The organism is Vibrio sp. 10N.222.55.A1 (genome assembly GCF_041473835.1).
GTDB lineage: Bacteria > Pseudomonadota > Gammaproteobacteria > Enterobacterales > Vibrionaceae > Vibrio > Vibrio crassostreae_C.
In genome coordinates this window covers 1-14,279 of sequence record NZ_JBFRSX010000121.1, presented here as the reverse complement: position 1 = coordinate 14,279, position 14,279 = coordinate 1, and the positions used below count along the sequence as shown (strand labels likewise).

Genomic DNA, 14,279 nt, shown 5'->3' with positions numbered 1-14,279 from the left:
AGACACGAGACACGAGACATTTTTGAAAATTGGAGCAGATAAGACAAGCAAAAAGTGCCAAACATCATGGTGCAATTTCTATTATCTTTTCCTTGTTCTACAGACACAAAAAAGCCGAGCTAATGCTCGGCTTTTGTATTAAGAATCTAGTATAGATTACTCAGCAGCTTCTTCAGCAGCTGGGCGGTCTACAAGCTCAATGTAAGCCATTGGAGCTTTATCACCAGTACGGAAACCACATTTAAGAATGCGAGTGTAACCACCTTGGCGAGCCGCGAAACGCGGGCCTAGTTCATTAAATAGTTTTGCCACAACTTCGTTATCACGAGTGCGAGCAAATGCAAGACGACGGTTAGCAACACTGTCTGTCTTAGCTAGGGTAATCAATGGCTCAATTACGCGACGTAGTTCTTTTGCTTTAGGCACGGTAGTTTTAATAACTTCGTGACGAACAAGAGAGCTAGCCATGTTGCTGAACATCGCTTTGCGATGACTGCTGTTGCGGTTGAGTTGACGACCACTTTTACGATGGCGCATGACCTAATCCTTCTAACTTTTCGATTAATCTTCAGCGATTGACGCTGGTGGCCAGTTTTCTAGACGCATGCCTAGAGAAAGACCACGTGAAGCAAGCACATCTTTAATCTCTGTAAGAGATTTCTTACCAAGGTTTGGCGTTTTAAGTAGCTCAACCTCAGTGCGCTGTACAAGATCACCGATGTAGTGAATCGCTTCTGCTTTCAAACAGTTAGCAGAGCGAACTGTTAGTTCAAGATCGTCTACAGGACGTAGTAGGATAGGATCGAATTCTGGCTTCTCTTCCTTCTCCTCAGGTACACGTACATCACGAAGATCTACGAACGCATCCAATTGTTCAGCTAAAATAGTAGCTGCACGACGGATTGCTTCCTCAGGTTCTAGAGTACCGTTCGTTTCCATATCGATAACAAGCTTGTCTAAATCAGTACGTTGTTCTACACGTGCCGCTTCTACAGCGTAAGCGATTTTATCAACCGGGCTGTAAGTAGCGTCAACTAGTAGACGACCGATAGGACGCTCATCTTCTTCAGTATGGATACGAGCTGAAGCTGGAACGTAACCACGACCACGTTCTACTTTGATACGCATAGCGATCTCAGCGTTGTCATCCGTTAGGTGACAAATTACGTGCTCAGGGTTAGCGATCTCTACATCACCATCGTGGGTGATGTCACCTGCAACAACAGGGCCTGAGCCTGATTTGTTCAGTGTAATAAACACTTCATCTTTGCCTTCAGCAACGCGTACAGCCAAACCTTTAAGGTTTAGAAGGATTTCCAGGATATCTTCCTGAACGCCTTCTTTAGTGCTGTATTCGTGTAGCACACCTTCAATTTCAACTTCTGTTACGGCACAACCCGGCATAGAAGATAGAAGAATGCGGCGAAGAGCATTACCTAGAGTGTGGCCGAAACCGCGCTCTAATGGCTCAAGAGTTACTTTCGCGTGTGTCGTATTGATCTGTTCAATGTCAACAAGACGCGGCTTAAGAAATTCTGTTACAGAACCCTGCATTGTGTCCTCTCTTTTTTTAACCTTACTTAGAGTAAAGTTCGACGATCAAGTGTTCATTGATGTCAGCTGATAGGTCAGAACGCTCAGGCATACGCTTGAATGTACCTTCCATTTTGCCAGCATCTACTTCAATCCAAGTTGGCTTTTCACGTTGTTCAGCAACTTCTAGAGCCGCTTTAATACGAGATTGCTGTTTAGCTTTCTCGCGGATAGAAACAACGTCGTTTGCCGCTACTTTGAAAGAAGGAACGTTTACAACTTTACCGTTAACTAGAATAGACTTGTGGCTAACTAGTTGACGAGATTCAGCACGAGTGGCGCCAAAGCCCATACGGTAAACTACGTTATCAAGACGACCTTCAAGAAGCTGAAGCAGGTTTGCACCTGTGTTGCCTTTAAGACGTGCAGCTTCTTTGTAGTAGTTGCGGAATTGTTTTTCTAGAACGCCGTAGATACGACGAACTTTTTGCTTCTCACGAAGCTGAACGCCATACTCAGATAGACGACCGCGACGAGCGCCGTGTACACCTGGTGCGTTATCAATTTTACACTTGGTATCGATCGCACGGACACCAGACTTAAGGAATAAGTCAGTACCTTCGCGACGGCTAAGCTTAAGCTTAGGACCCAAATATCTTGCCATGATCTTTCTCCAATATTCCTAGAAACGAAACTTAAACGCGACGTTTCTTAGGTGGACGACAACCGTTATGAGGGATTGGTGTCGCATCAACAATGTTAGTGATACGGAAACCAGCAGCGTTCAGTGCACGAACAGTAGATTCGCGACCTGGACCTGGACCCTTAACCATAACTTCCAAGTTCTTTAGGCCATATTCTTTAGCCATTTCACCACAACGCTCAGCTGCAACTTGTGCTGCGAACGGAGTAGATTTACGAGAACCACGGAAACCTGAACCACCTGCTGTAGCCCATGCAAGAGCGTTGCCTTGACGGTCAGTGATAGTTACGATTGTGTTGTTGAAAGAAGCATGAATGTGCGCTACGCCATCAGCTACTTGCTTGCGTACGCGCTTACGCGCGCGAGTTGGTTGTTTTGCCATTGTACTCTACCTTATCCGACTATTTCTTGATCGGCTTGCGCGGACCCTTACGGGTGCGAGCGTTGGTTTTAGTACGCTGTCCACGTAGTGGTAGACTGCGACGATGACGAAGACCGCGGTAACAGCCAAGGTCCATAAGACGCTTGATGTTCATCGATACTTCACGACGTAGATCACCTTCTACAGTGTACTTAGCTACACCATCACGCAGTTGATCGATCTGCTCTTCAGTTAGTTCACTGATCTTAGCATCTTCAGCAATACCCACTTCAGCTAGAATAGCTTGAGAGCGAGTTTTACCGATACCGTAGATTGCAGTAAGTGCAATTACAGAATGCTTATGATCAGGAATGTTAATGCCGGCTATACGGGCCATTATTCACTCCTAAGGGGTTCATAAAAGAATTATCCGCAGCAAAGCCCGTTATGGATACGCTGCGGCATACTACTTCTTTTGCACGCAAAAGGTAGGCCGAGGAATATACTCGACTCTACCTTGTATTTCAAGTAAAAATTTCTGCTAATTAGCCTTGGCGTTGCTTATGCTTTGGCTCACTGCAAATCACGCGAACGACACCGTTACGCTTGATAACTTTACAGTTACGGCAGATTTTTTTAACGGAAGCACGAACTTTCATTGCTAAACTCCGTAAATGGAATCGAAATTGTTACCACCGAATTAACGGCCGTAACCCTTCAGATTCGCTTTCTTTAACACAGAATCATACTGTTGTGACATCAGATGAGTCTGTACCTGTGCCATGAAATCCATGATAACTACCACTACGATTAGTAGTGATGTGCCGCCAAAGTAGAAACGAACGTTCCACGCGACCATCATGAACTCAGGAATCAGACATATAAAAGTAATGTATAGAGCGCCCGCAAGGGTTAGTCTAGTCATCACTTTATCGATATATTTCGCTGTCTGCTCACCTGGGCGGATACCGGGTACGAATGCACCAGACTTCTTCAAGTTATCAGCTGTTTCACGTGGGTTAAACACCAACGCTGTATAGAAGAAACAGAAGAAGATTATAGCTGCTGCATAAAGCATTACATACAAAGGTTGACCTGGGCTAAGAGCTAATGACACGTCAGTTAACCAACCGAACGCGCTGCTTTCACCATTTTGACCAAACCACTGCGCTAATGTTCCTGGGAACAAAATAATACTTGATGCGAAAATCGCTGGAATAACACCTGCCATATTAATCTTAAGAGGCAAGTGAGAGCTTTGTGCTGCAAAAACTTTACGACCTTGTTGACGTTTCGCATAGTTAACGACGATACGACGTTGACCACGTTCCATGAAAACTACGAAGTAAATAACAGCAAAAGACAATACAGCAATCAACAGCAGAAGAAGCACATGCAATTCACCTTGACGCGCTTGCTCGATTGTTTGACCGATTGCAGAAGGCAATCCAGCAACAATACCTGCAAAAATCAGAATGGAAATACCATTACCGATTCCTCGCTCAGTGATTTGTTCACCTAACCACATTAAGAACATGGTACCAGTTACTAAACTCACGGTAGCAATAAGCGTAAACATGGTTTGGTTGATAACAACCAGATTGTCGACCATGTTTGGTAAGCCTGTTGCGATACCAATAGCTTGGAATGTTGCAAGTACAAGCGTGCCGTAGCGTGTATATTGGCTTATCTTACGACGGCCTGCTTCACCCTCTTTCTTGAGTTCCGCTAACGCTGGATGAACTACAGTTAGCAATTGGACTACGATCGATGCCGAAATGTACGGCATGATACCCAATGCTAATATAGATGCACGCTCAAGAGCACCACCGGAGAACATGTTAAACATTTCTACGATGGTACCTTTTTGCTGATCGAACAAATCGGCAAGTACAGCTGCGTCAATACCAGGGATCGGCACAAAAGAGCCGGCTCGGAATACTAAAAGTGCACCAATTACGAATAATAAGCGCGACTTTAGTTCACTTAAGCCGCTCTGAGCACTACGAAAATCTTGTCCTGGTTTCTTAGCCATCTGTACCTCGTTCCTCGAGATTATTCCTCGATTTTACCGCCTGCAGCTTCGATTGCAGCTTTAGCGCCTTTAGTCACGCGTAGACCTTTAACAGTCACAGCTTTGCTTAGGTCACCAGAAAGAACAATCTTAACAAACTCGATGTTCTTAGTGATAACGTTAGCAGCTTTAAGGCTGTTAAGATCAACTACGTCACCTGTTACTTTCGCTAGCTCAGCTAGACGAACTTCAGCAGACACTAGGCTCTTACGAGAAGTGAAACCGAATTTAGGTAGACGTTGTTTTAGAGGCATTTGACCGCCTTCAAAACCTGGACGAACAGAGCCGCCAGAACGTGACTTTTGACCTTTGTGACCGCGGCCACCTGTTTTACCAAGGCCAGAACCGATACCACGACCTACACGCTTCTTAGAAGGTTTAGAGCCAGCAGCCGGTGATAGAGTATTCAAACGCATTCTGATTACTCCTCAATCTTAACCATGTAGTAAACCTTGTTGATCATACCGCGTACGCACGGTGTATCTTCAAGTTCTACTGTATGGTTGATGCGACGAAGACCTAGACCTTTAAGACACGCTTTGTGCTTAGGTAGGCGACCAATTGAGCTTTTAGTTTGAGTTACTTTAATAGTTGCCATCGTGTGCTTACTCCGAAATAGATTCAACAGTTAGACCACGTTTAGCAGCAACCATTTCTGGTGACTTAACGTCTACTAGAGCACCAATCGTTGCACGAACGATGTTGATCGGGTTCGTTGAACCGTATGCTTTAGAAAGTACGTTATGTACGCCCGCAACTTCAAGTACAGCACGCATTGCACCGCCGGCAATAACACCTGTACCTTCTGCAGCTGGCTGCATGTAAACTTTAGAGCCCGAATGACGACCTTTCACCGGGTGGTGAAGAGTGCCTTCGTTAAGCGATACTGTAACCATGTTACGGCGCGCTTTTTCCATTGCTTTTTGAATCGCAGCAGGTACTTCACGAGCTTTGCCGTAACCGAAACCTACGCGACCGTTACCGTCACCAACTACTGTTAGTGCAGTAAAGCTCATGATTCGACCACCTTTAACCGTCTTAGATACACGGTTAACTGCGATCAGCTTTTCTTGCAAATCATTAGCTTGTTGTTGTTCTTTAGCCATCTTCCAACCCTACCTTAGAATTTCAGACCAGCTTCGCGAGCAGATTCTGCTAGCGCCGCTACTCGACCGTGGTATTGGAAACCAGAACGATCAAATGCAACTGAAGCTACGCCTTTTTCAAGAGCGCGCTCAGCAACAGCTTTACCAACTGCTTTAGCTGCATCAACGTTACCAGTGTTCTTAACTTGCTCACGGATCGCTTTTTCTACAGTAGAAGCAGCTGCGATAACCTCAGAGCCGTTTGCCGCGATAACTTGTGCGTAAACATGGCGAGGAGTACGGTGTACTACCAGGCGAGTTGCACCAAGTTCTGCAATCTTACGACGTGCACGTGTAGCACGACGGATGCGAGATGCTTTCTTATCCATAGTGATACCTTACTTCTTCTTAGCTTCTTTAGTACGCACATTTTCATCTGCGTAACGAACACCTTTGCCTTTGTAAGGCTCAGGAGCACGGTAAGAACGAATGTCAGCCGCAACTTGACCTACTACTTGCTTATCGCAACCAGTAATGATGATCTCAGTTTGGCTAGGGCACTCAGCTTTAATACCTTCAGGTAGAGCGTGCTCTACTGGGTGAGAAAAACCAAGAGTTAGAGCTACAGAGTTGCCTTTCATAGCAGCACGGTAACCAACACCCTTAAGAGTTAGCTTCTTAGTGAAGCCCTCAGTAACACCCACAACCATGTTATTAACTAGAGCGCGAGCTGTACCAGCTTGTGCCCATGCGTTAGTAACACCTTCTTTCGGACCGAAAGTTAGGTTGGTTTCTTCCTGTGCAATAACTACGGCGCTGTTAAGAACGCGAGTAAGCTCACCTTTGCTACCTTTTACAGTAACTTCTTGGCCGTTTAGTTTCACCTCTACGCCAGCTGGAATAGCGACAGGTGCTTTAGCAACACGAGACATAATCTACTCCTTAAGCTACGTAACAGATGATTTCACCGCCAAGACCTGCTTTACGAGCAGCACGGTCAGACATCAGACCCTTGGAAGTAGAAACAACTGCAATACCAAGACCACCCATCACTGTAGGTAAAGAGTCTTTATTTTTATAAACTCTTAGACCAGGACGTGATACACGCTTGATTTGCTCGATTACAGGTTTAGCTTGGAAGTACTTAAGAGTAACTTCTAGCTCAGGTTTTGCTTCGCTGTTAACAGCGAAGTCTACGATGTAACCTTCAGCTTTAAGTAATGCAGCAATTGCAACTTTAAGCTTTGAAGAAGGCATTTTTACAGCAACTTTGTTTGCTGCCTGACCGTTACGAACTCGGGTCAGCATATCCGAAATCGGATCTTGCATGCTCATAAGATTTACTCCAAATGATTAAGTGGCAATTACCAGCTAGCCTTACGAAGACCCGGAATCTCGCCTTTCATGCAAGCTTCACGAACCTTAATGCGGCTTAGACCGAATTTACGTAGGTAACCGTGTGGACGACCAGTTTGGTTGCAACGGTTGCGCTGACGTGATGCACTTGAATCACGTGGAAGAGATTGCAGTTTAAGAACCGCATTCCAACGATCTTCTTCAGATGCGTTTACATCGCTAATGATAACTTTTAGCGCAGAACGCTTTTCAGCGAACTTAGCTACTAGTTTTGCACGTTTAGCTTCACGTGCTTTCATTGATTGTTTAGCCATAACAGTAACCCTACCCTTACTTACGGAATGGGAAGTTAAAGGCAGCCAGCAGAGCTCGGCCTTCCTCATCGGAACCCGCAGAAGTCGTGATAGTGATATCAAGACCGCGGACACGATCGACTTTATCGTAGTCGATTTCCGGAAAGATGATTTGCTCGCGAACGCCCATGCTGTAGTTACCGCGACCGTCAAAAGACTTAGCGCTAACACCACGGAAATCACGTACACGTGGAAGTGCGATAGAGATTAAACGCTCTAAAAATTCCCACATGCGCTCACCACGCAAGGTTACTTTACAACCAATTGGGTAGCCTTCACGAATTTTGAAACCAGCTACAGATTTACGCGCTTTAGTGATAAGTGGCTTTTGACCAGAGATCGTTGCCATATCAGCTGCTGCGTTTTCTAGCAGTTTCTTATCGTTGATTGCTTCACCAACGCCCATATTTAGGGTGATTTTCTCAATCCTAGGGACTTGCATGACGCTTGTGTAGCTGAACTCTTTGGTAAGCTCAGCGACTACAGACGACTTGTAGTAATCATGCAGTTTCGCCATAGTAGAACTCCAAATTACTTCTAATTAGTTAGAAACAGTTTCGCCGTTAGATTTGAAGAAACGAACTTTCTTGCCATCTTCGATACGGAAACCGATACGGTCTGCTTTACCAGTAGCCGCGTTAAAAACAGCAACGTTAGAAGCATCAATAGCTGCTTCTTGTTCAACGATGCCACCTTGTTGACCTAGAGCCGGAACCGGCTTTTGGTGTTTCTTAACAAGGTTGATGCCTTCAACGATAACTTTACCAGTTGTCAGAACCTTAGTTACTTTACCTTTCTTGCCTTTATCTTTACCAGCAAGAATGATTACTTCGTCATTACGACGGATTTTAGCTGCCATATTGCCGCTCCTTACAGAACTTCAGGTGCTAGTGATACAATCTTCATGAATTTCGCGTTACGAAGTTCACGAGTCACAGGACCAAAGATACGTGTGCCGACTGGTTGCTCAGTAGTGTCATTTAACAATACACAAGCATTACTGTCGAAGCGAATGACAGAACCGTCTGGGCGACGAACGCCTTTACGGGTGCGCACTACTACCGCCTTCAGAACATCACCTTTCTTTACTTTACCGCGAGGAATCGCTTCCTTCACTGTAACCTTGATGACGTCACCGATATGTGCATAACGGCGGTGAGAGCCACCCAGAACCTTAATACACATTACCTTGCGCGCGCCAGAGTTATCTGCTGCGTCAAGTGTACTTTGCATCTGGATCATTGTTAGTGCTCCGCTAAATATTAAAACTAGACCCTCTCGGGTCGGGCTGCCTCTTTAAAAGGGACGCGAATTGTACCACCCTTTTTTTAAATTGGGTAGACAAAAAACAAGCGGCTCCAAAAAATAATTTGGAGCCGCTTATAAGTTATAGAATTACAAAGATTAAATCTTCGCTTTTTCTAGAACTTTAACCAATGTCCAAGACTTAGTCTTAGACAGAGGACGACACTCAGCGATTTCAACTTTGTCGCCTAGGCCACAAGTGTTGTCTTCGTCGTGTGCGTGTACTTTAGTCGTGCGTTTGATGAACTTGCCGTAAATCGGGTGTTTTACAGTACGTTCAATAGCAACAACGATAGACTTGTCCATCTTGTCACTTACTACACGGCCTTGCTGGATGCGGTTAGTTTCGCTCATTATGCGCCTGCCTTTTCAGTCAAAACAGTTTTCACACGTGCGATGTCACGGCGTACAGCTTTTAGAGTATGAGTTTGCTGAAGTTGACCAGTTGCAGCTTGCATGCGCAAGTTGAACTGTTCACGTAGCAAATTCAATAGCTCAGCGTTAAGCTCTTCAACGTTCTTTTCGCGTAGATCTTGTGCTTTCATCACATCACCTGCTTAGTTACAAAAGTAGTTTTAACAGGCAGTTTACGTGCCGCTAGGCGGAACGCTTCACGTGCCAACTCTTCAGGTACGCCATTCATCTCGTACATAACTTTGCCTGGTTGGATTTGAGCAACCCAGTACGCAACTGAACCTTTACCTTTACCTTGACGAACTTCAAGAGGCTTTTCAGTAATCGGTTTGTCTGGGAAAACACGGATCCAGATTTGACCTTGACGCTTAATGTGACGTGTCATAGCACGACGTGCCGCTTCGATTTGACGTGCAGTCAGACGACCACGGCCAACAGCTTTAAGACCGAATTCGCCGAAGCTTACTTCAGTACCTTTAGCTAGACCACGGTTACGACCAGTCATAACCTTGCGGAACTTAGTACGTTTTGGTTGTAGCATCGTTCGACTCCTTACTTACGGCCTTTACGCTGCTTCTTAGGCTTATCGCCTTTTGGCTCTACTGCGTTAGCAGCTGGCATACCGCCTAGAATCTCACCTTTGAAGATCCAAACTTTAATGCCGATCACACCGTATTGAGTGTGAGCCGAAGAAGTTGCGTAATCAATGTCTGCACGTAGAGTGTGTAGAGGCACACGGCCTTCACGGTACCACTCTGAACGTGCGATTTCAGCACCGCCAAGACGGCCGCCTACTTGTACTTTGATGCCTTTAGCGCCTAGACGCATAGCATTTTGTACCGCACGCTTCATTGCACGACGGAACATAACACGACGCTCTAGTTGAGACGCGATGCTATCAGCTACAAGCTGACCATCTAGCTCAGGCTTACGTACTTCAGCGATGTTAATTTGCGCTGGTACACCTGCGATTTTAGCTACAGCTGCGCGTAGCTTCTCTACGTCTTCACCTTTCTTACCGATAACAACGCCAGGGCGAGCAGTGTGAATAGTCACACGGATGCTCTTAGCTGGACGCTCGATAACGATACGAGATAATGATGCTTTTTGTAGTTCCTTTGTAAGGAACTGACGTACCTTGAAGTCGCCGTCTAGGTTGTCAGCGAATTCGTTGGTATTAGCAAACCATGTAGCATTCCAAGGCTTAACGATGCCAAGACGAATACCATTAGGATGTACTTTCTGACCCATTGCTTACTCTCCTAGTCTTTAGCGATCTGCTACAACAATAGTGATGTGGCTTGAACGCTTCAAGATACGATCCGCACGACCTTTAGCACGAGGCATAATACGCTTCATGATAGGGCCCTCATCTACGAAGATTTTAGCGACATTTAGATCGTCGATATCTGCACCTTCGTTATGTTCCGCGTTAGCGATAGCTGACTCAAGAACCTTCTTAACTAATACAGCAGCTTTTTTGTTGCTGAAAGTTAGAATTTCTAGAGCTTGGTCTACCGACTTACCGCGAATTTGGTCTGCAACTAAGCGAGCTTTCTGTGGAGAAATACGAGCAAAGTTATGTTTAGCTAAAGCTTCCATCATCTACTCCTTATTTCTTCTTAGCTTTCTTATCTGCAGCATGACCGCGATAAGTACGAGTTGGTGCAAATTCGCCCAGTTTGTGACCGATCATTTCTTCGGTAACGAAAACTGGAACGTGCTGACGACCATTATGGACAGCGATGGTCAAACCAATCATTGTTGGGATGATCATTGAGCGACGGGACCAAGTCTTAATAGGCTTTTTGTCTCCGCTTTCCACCGCTTTCTCTACCTTCTTCAGCAAGTGTAGGTCAATAAAAGGACCTTTCTTGAGAGAACGTGGCATGGCGATTCCTCTTTATAAATTATTTAGTGCGACGACGTACGATGTACTTGTCAGTGCGCTTGTTCTTACGAGTCTTGAAGCCCTTAGTAGGAACGCCCCAAGGAGAAACTGGGTGACGACCACCAGATGTGCGGCCTTCACCACCACCATGTGGGTGATCCACCGGGTTCATTACTACACCACGTACGGTTGGACGTACGCCGCGCCAGCGTGAAGCACCAGCTTTACCAAGTTCACGTAGCATATGCTCAGAGTTACCAACTTCACCGATCGTTGCACGACCTTCAGAAAGAACTTTGCGCATCTCACCAGAACGTAGACGGATAGTTACGTATGCACCATCGCGAGCGATGATTTGAGCATAAGCACCAGCCGAACGAGCTAGTTGAGCACCTTTACCAGGCTTAAGTTCAACACAGTGTACAGTAGAACCTACTGGGATGTTGCGCATCGGCAGAGTGTTACCTGCTTTGATTGCAGCATCTACGCCAGATTGAATCTGGTCGCCTGCGTTAACACCTTTAGGTGCAATGATGTAACGACGCTCACCGTCTGCGTACAGAACTAGAGCGATGTTAGCACTACGGTTTGGATCGTATTCTAGACGCTCAACTTTCGCTGGGATGCCATCTTTAGTACGTTTGAAGTCAATTACACGGTAATGGTGCTTATGACCACCACCGATGTGACGTACTGTAATACGACCGTTGTTGTTACGACCACCGTTCTTAGAGTTTTTCTCTAGAAGTGGTGCGTATGGCTTACCCTTGTGTAGGTCAGCGTTAACAACTTTAACGACGTGACGACGACCAGGGGAAGTCGGCTTACATTTAACAATAGCCATTTTTACTACTCCTGTTATTCCGCGCCGCCAACGAAGTCAAGATCTTGACCTTCTTTCAAAGTAACGTAGGCTTTCTTAACGTCTGAACGACGGCCTTCACGCATACCTTGACGTTTGGTCTTACCCTTTAATACAAGAGTATTTACAGACTTAACTTCAACTTCAAATAGCTTTTCTACAGCTGCTTTGATCTCTTTCTTAGTTGCATCTTTAGCTACTTTGAAAACGATAGTGTTCGCTTTCTCAGCTGCCATAGTTGCTTTTTCAGAGATGTGCGGAGCACGTAGAACTTTTAAGATACGCTCTTCAGTGATCATGCTAGCATCTCCTCAACTTGCTTAACTGCGTCAGCAGTCATTAGAACCTTGTCGAAAGCGATTAGTGATACTGGATCAACACCAGCAACATCACGTGCATCTACTTTGTATAGGTTACGAGCAGCTAAGAATAGATTTTCATCTACTTCGCCAGTCACAATCAGAACGTCGCTTAGCTCAAGCTCTTTAAGCTTAACTACAAGTTCTTTTGTTTTTGGTGCTTCTACAGAGAAGTTATCAACAACGATTAAACGCTCTTGACGAACTAGCTCAGAAAGAATGCTCTTCATAGCACCGCGGTACATTTTTTTGTTTACTTTTTGGCTGTGATCTTGTGGTTTCGCAGCAAAAGTAACACCACCTGTACGCCAGATTGGGCTACGAATTGTACCAGCACGTGCGCGGCCAGTACCTTTTTGACGCCATGGCTTAGCGCCACCGCCAGATACTTCAGAACGAGTCTTTTGAGCACGAGTACCTTGACGAGCACCTGCTGCATATGCAACAACTACTTGGTGTACAAGAGCTTCGTTGAAGTCACGTCCGAAAGTAGTCTCGGAAACAGTTAGTGCATCAGCACCTTTAACCATCAATTCCATTACTTACTCCTAGACGTTATGCTTTAACAGCAGGTTTTACGATCACGTTTCCGCCTGTTGAGCCCGGTACTGCACCTTTAATAAGGAGTAGATTGCGCTCAGCGTCAACACGTACGATCTCTAGGTTTTGAGTCGTTACACGCTCAGCACCCATGTGACCTGCCATTTTCTTGCCTTTAAACACGCGGCCTGGAGTTTGACATTGGCCAATTGAACCCGGTGCGCGGTGAGACAAAGAGTTACCGTGAGTCATATCTTGAGTAGAGAAGTTCCAACGCTTGATAGCGCCTTGGAAGCCTTTACCTTTAGATGTACCAGTAACGTCTACTTTTTTAATTTCGTTGAAAAGTTCTACGTTTAGCTCAGCGCCAACTTCAAACTCTTCGCCGTTTTCTAAACGGAATTCCCAAAGACCGCGACCTGCTTCTACACCCGCTTTCGCGAAGTGACCAGCTTCAGGTTTAGTTACACGGTTAGCTTTCTTAGCACCAGTAGTTACTTGGATTGCTGCGTAGCCGTCTGTCTCAAGAGTTTTAACTTGAGAAATACGGTTCGCTTCAACCTCAACAACAGTTACTGGGATAGAAACGCCTTCTTCAGTAAATACGCGGGTCATACCCACTTTACGTCCGACTAGACCAATCATTATTCTTATCTCCCTTAACCTAGGCTGATTTGAACATCAACGCCAGCTGCAAGATCAAGACGCATTAGAGCATCAACAGTTTTATCTGTTGGCTCAACGATGTCGATCAAACGCTTGTGAGTACGGATTTCGTACTGATCACGTGCATCTTTGTTGACGTGTGGAGAGGTAAGAACAGTGAAACGCTCTTTACGAGTAGGAAGTGGAATAGGACCACGAACCTGTGCGCCAGTACGTTTTGCTGTTTCAACGATTTCCGCAGTTGAAGCATCGATTAGCTTGTAATCAAACGCTTTAAGGCGGATACGAATACGTTGGTTCTGCATGAGACAGAGCTCCAATTATTAAAAATTACACAAACAATATCGCCACTCAAACCCGATAAAACGAGAGAATGCCGATTGATTTATGTGAAACCGTAGCACCCAAAATTAGGACGCATTGTCAGTTAACTTTTGAAGTAAACAAGAAGTTTACTATTTTTATTAACCGCGAACATAAGCTGAGTATACATTACTAGGTAAGACCTACTCCTCAGTGCTCATTGGTTCACAACCAGCGTTAGCCAGTGCGATGCATTATACAGATCACACTTTAGTATGCAAGTAGTGTTGGAAAAATAATCGCAATTTATTGGAAGTTGGTTTTGTATCGAGAGGGAAGAAGATAGATGGAAGGTAATATTTCTTTTGAGAAAACAAAAGGGAAGCCGAAGCTCCCCTTTTCAGATGCGTGCTCTTCTAATGAAGAGAGTGCAAAAATCTAAATGCTATTAAGCGAAGATTTTAGCTACAACAC

General features: G+C 45.2%; 28 protein-coding genes. All 28 read right to left on the bottom strand.

Going from position 1 to position 14,279, the window contains the following annotated elements:
* Positions 1 to 156: 156 nt before the first annotated feature.
* A complete protein-coding gene (gene rplQ / locus AB4493_RS21800; RefSeq protein WP_004729812.1) occupies positions 157 to 537 on the bottom strand; it encodes a 50S ribosomal protein L17 in 381 nt (126 codons plus the stop codon).
* Positions 538 to 561: 24 nt separating this feature from the next.
* Complete coding sequence (locus tag AB4493_RS21795) at positions 562 to 1,554, bottom strand: DNA-directed RNA polymerase subunit alpha (RefSeq protein ID WP_004729813.1); 993 nt, start codon at positions 1,552 to 1,554, stop codon at positions 562 to 564.
* Between the two features lie 22 nt (positions 1,555 to 1,576).
* Positions 1,577 to 2,197, bottom strand: a complete 621-nt coding sequence (gene rpsD, locus AB4493_RS21790; protein WP_004738777.1) for a 30S ribosomal protein S4 — start codon at positions 2,195 to 2,197, stop codon at positions 1,577 to 1,579.
* 31 nt (positions 2,198 to 2,228) lie between these two features.
* Positions 2,229 to 2,618: a 30S ribosomal protein S11 gene (gene rpsK / locus AB4493_RS21785; RefSeq protein WP_004738778.1), complete on the bottom strand. Its 390-nt coding sequence runs from the start codon at positions 2,616 to 2,618 to the stop codon at positions 2,229 to 2,231.
* Between the two features lie 19 nt (positions 2,619 to 2,637).
* Positions 2,638 to 2,994, bottom strand: a complete 357-nt coding sequence (rpsM, locus tag AB4493_RS21780; RefSeq protein ID WP_004738779.1) for a 30S ribosomal protein S13 — start codon at positions 2,992 to 2,994, stop codon at positions 2,638 to 2,640.
* Positions 2,995 to 3,142: 148 nt separating this feature from the next.
* A complete protein-coding gene (rpmJ, locus tag AB4493_RS21775; protein WP_000868186.1) occupies positions 3,143 to 3,256 on the bottom strand; it encodes a 50S ribosomal protein L36 in 114 nt (37 codons plus the stop codon).
* A 41-nt stretch (positions 3,257 to 3,297) separates the two neighbouring features.
* Entirely contained in the window at positions 3,298 to 4,632 is a 1,335-nt protein-coding gene (secY, locus tag AB4493_RS21770; protein ID WP_004738781.1) for a preprotein translocase subunit SecY, read from the bottom strand.
* 20 nt (positions 4,633 to 4,652) lie between these two features.
* A complete protein-coding gene (gene rplO / locus AB4493_RS21765) occupies positions 4,653 to 5,087 on the bottom strand; it encodes a 50S ribosomal protein L15 (protein ID WP_004736758.1) in 435 nt (144 codons plus the stop codon).
* Positions 5,088 to 5,092: 5 nt separating this feature from the next.
* Entirely contained in the window at positions 5,093 to 5,269 is a 177-nt protein-coding gene (gene rpmD, locus AB4493_RS21760; RefSeq protein WP_004736756.1) for a 50S ribosomal protein L30, read from the bottom strand.
* A gap of 7 nt (positions 5,270 to 5,276) precedes the next feature.
* Positions 5,277 to 5,777, bottom strand: a complete 501-nt coding sequence (gene rpsE, locus AB4493_RS21755; RefSeq protein ID WP_017061307.1) for a 30S ribosomal protein S5 — start codon at positions 5,775 to 5,777, stop codon at positions 5,277 to 5,279.
* 14 nt (positions 5,778 to 5,791) lie between these two features.
* Positions 5,792 to 6,145, bottom strand: coding sequence for a 50S ribosomal protein L18 (gene rplR, locus AB4493_RS21750; protein WP_004738784.1), 354 nt, complete (start codon positions 6,143 to 6,145; stop codon positions 5,792 to 5,794).
* A 9-nt stretch (positions 6,146 to 6,154) separates the two neighbouring features.
* Entirely contained in the window at positions 6,155 to 6,688 is a 534-nt protein-coding gene (gene rplF / locus AB4493_RS21745) for a 50S ribosomal protein L6 (protein WP_017063712.1), read from the bottom strand.
* Positions 6,689 to 6,698: 10 nt separating this feature from the next.
* Entirely contained in the window at positions 6,699 to 7,091 is a 393-nt protein-coding gene (rpsH, locus tag AB4493_RS21740; protein WP_017061309.1) for a 30S ribosomal protein S8, read from the bottom strand.
* Positions 7,092 to 7,120: 29 nt separating this feature from the next.
* Positions 7,121 to 7,426: a 30S ribosomal protein S14 gene (rpsN, locus tag AB4493_RS21735; RefSeq protein ID WP_004738789.1), complete on the bottom strand. Its 306-nt coding sequence runs from the start codon at positions 7,424 to 7,426 to the stop codon at positions 7,121 to 7,123.
* Between the two features lie 16 nt (positions 7,427 to 7,442).
* Positions 7,443 to 7,982, bottom strand: coding sequence for a 50S ribosomal protein L5 (rplE, locus tag AB4493_RS21730; RefSeq protein ID WP_004738790.1), 540 nt, complete (start codon positions 7,980 to 7,982; stop codon positions 7,443 to 7,445).
* Between the two features lie 24 nt (positions 7,983 to 8,006).
* Positions 8,007 to 8,324 (bottom strand): 50S ribosomal protein L24, encoded by a 318-nt coding sequence (gene rplX / locus AB4493_RS21725; RefSeq protein ID WP_004738792.1) that lies wholly within the window; start codon positions 8,322 to 8,324, stop codon positions 8,007 to 8,009.
* An 11-nt stretch (positions 8,325 to 8,335) separates the two neighbouring features.
* Positions 8,336 to 8,707 (bottom strand): 50S ribosomal protein L14, encoded by a 372-nt coding sequence (gene rplN / locus AB4493_RS21720; protein WP_004736740.1) that lies wholly within the window; start codon positions 8,705 to 8,707, stop codon positions 8,336 to 8,338.
* Between the two features lie 162 nt (positions 8,708 to 8,869).
* Entirely contained in the window at positions 8,870 to 9,124 is a 255-nt protein-coding gene (gene rpsQ / locus AB4493_RS21715; RefSeq protein ID WP_004736739.1) for a 30S ribosomal protein S17, read from the bottom strand.
* On the bottom strand, positions 9,124 to 9,315 hold the full coding sequence (gene rpmC, locus AB4493_RS21710; RefSeq protein WP_004736737.1) for a 50S ribosomal protein L29: 192 nt from the start codon (positions 9,313 to 9,315) through the stop codon (positions 9,124 to 9,126). Before rpmC ends, rpsQ begins: the two co-directional genes overlap by 1 nt.
* On the bottom strand, positions 9,315 to 9,725 hold the full coding sequence (rplP, locus tag AB4493_RS21705) for a 50S ribosomal protein L16 (protein ID WP_004736736.1): 411 nt from the start codon (positions 9,723 to 9,725) through the stop codon (positions 9,315 to 9,317). The genes rpmC and rplP overlap by 1 nt, the downstream gene beginning before the upstream one ends.
* Positions 9,726 to 9,736: 11 nt before the next feature.
* Positions 9,737 to 10,435, bottom strand: coding sequence for a 30S ribosomal protein S3 (rpsC, locus tag AB4493_RS21700; protein ID WP_004736734.1), 699 nt, complete (start codon positions 10,433 to 10,435; stop codon positions 9,737 to 9,739).
* An 18-nt stretch (positions 10,436 to 10,453) separates the two neighbouring features.
* Positions 10,454 to 10,786, bottom strand: coding sequence for a 50S ribosomal protein L22 (gene rplV / locus AB4493_RS21695; protein WP_004736732.1), 333 nt, complete (start codon positions 10,784 to 10,786; stop codon positions 10,454 to 10,456).
* Positions 10,787 to 10,796: 10 nt separating this feature from the next.
* Positions 10,797 to 11,075 (bottom strand): 30S ribosomal protein S19, encoded by a 279-nt coding sequence (gene rpsS, locus AB4493_RS21690; RefSeq protein ID WP_004736729.1) that lies wholly within the window; start codon positions 11,073 to 11,075, stop codon positions 10,797 to 10,799.
* A gap of 19 nt (positions 11,076 to 11,094) precedes the next feature.
* Positions 11,095 to 11,919 (bottom strand): 50S ribosomal protein L2, encoded by an 825-nt coding sequence (gene rplB, locus AB4493_RS21685; protein ID WP_010435149.1) that lies wholly within the window; start codon positions 11,917 to 11,919, stop codon positions 11,095 to 11,097.
* A gap of 14 nt (positions 11,920 to 11,933) precedes the next feature.
* Positions 11,934 to 12,236, bottom strand: a complete 303-nt coding sequence (rplW, locus tag AB4493_RS21680; RefSeq protein WP_004736765.1) for a 50S ribosomal protein L23 — start codon at positions 12,234 to 12,236, stop codon at positions 11,934 to 11,936.
* Positions 12,233 to 12,835, bottom strand: coding sequence for a 50S ribosomal protein L4 (gene rplD, locus AB4493_RS21675; protein WP_372155810.1), 603 nt, complete (start codon positions 12,833 to 12,835; stop codon positions 12,233 to 12,235). The genes rplW and rplD overlap by 4 nt, the downstream gene beginning before the upstream one ends.
* A gap of 16 nt (positions 12,836 to 12,851) precedes the next feature.
* The gene (gene rplC / locus AB4493_RS21670; RefSeq protein ID WP_004736763.1) at positions 12,852 to 13,481 is read right to left on the bottom strand and encodes a 50S ribosomal protein L3; all 630 of its coding nucleotides are present in this window, start codon (positions 13,479 to 13,481) and stop codon (positions 12,852 to 12,854) included.
* 14 nt (positions 13,482 to 13,495) lie between these two features.
* Complete coding sequence (rpsJ, locus tag AB4493_RS21665; protein ID WP_004736761.1) at positions 13,496 to 13,807, bottom strand: 30S ribosomal protein S10; 312 nt, start codon at positions 13,805 to 13,807, stop codon at positions 13,496 to 13,498.
* Positions 13,808 to 14,279 lie beyond the last annotated feature (472 nt).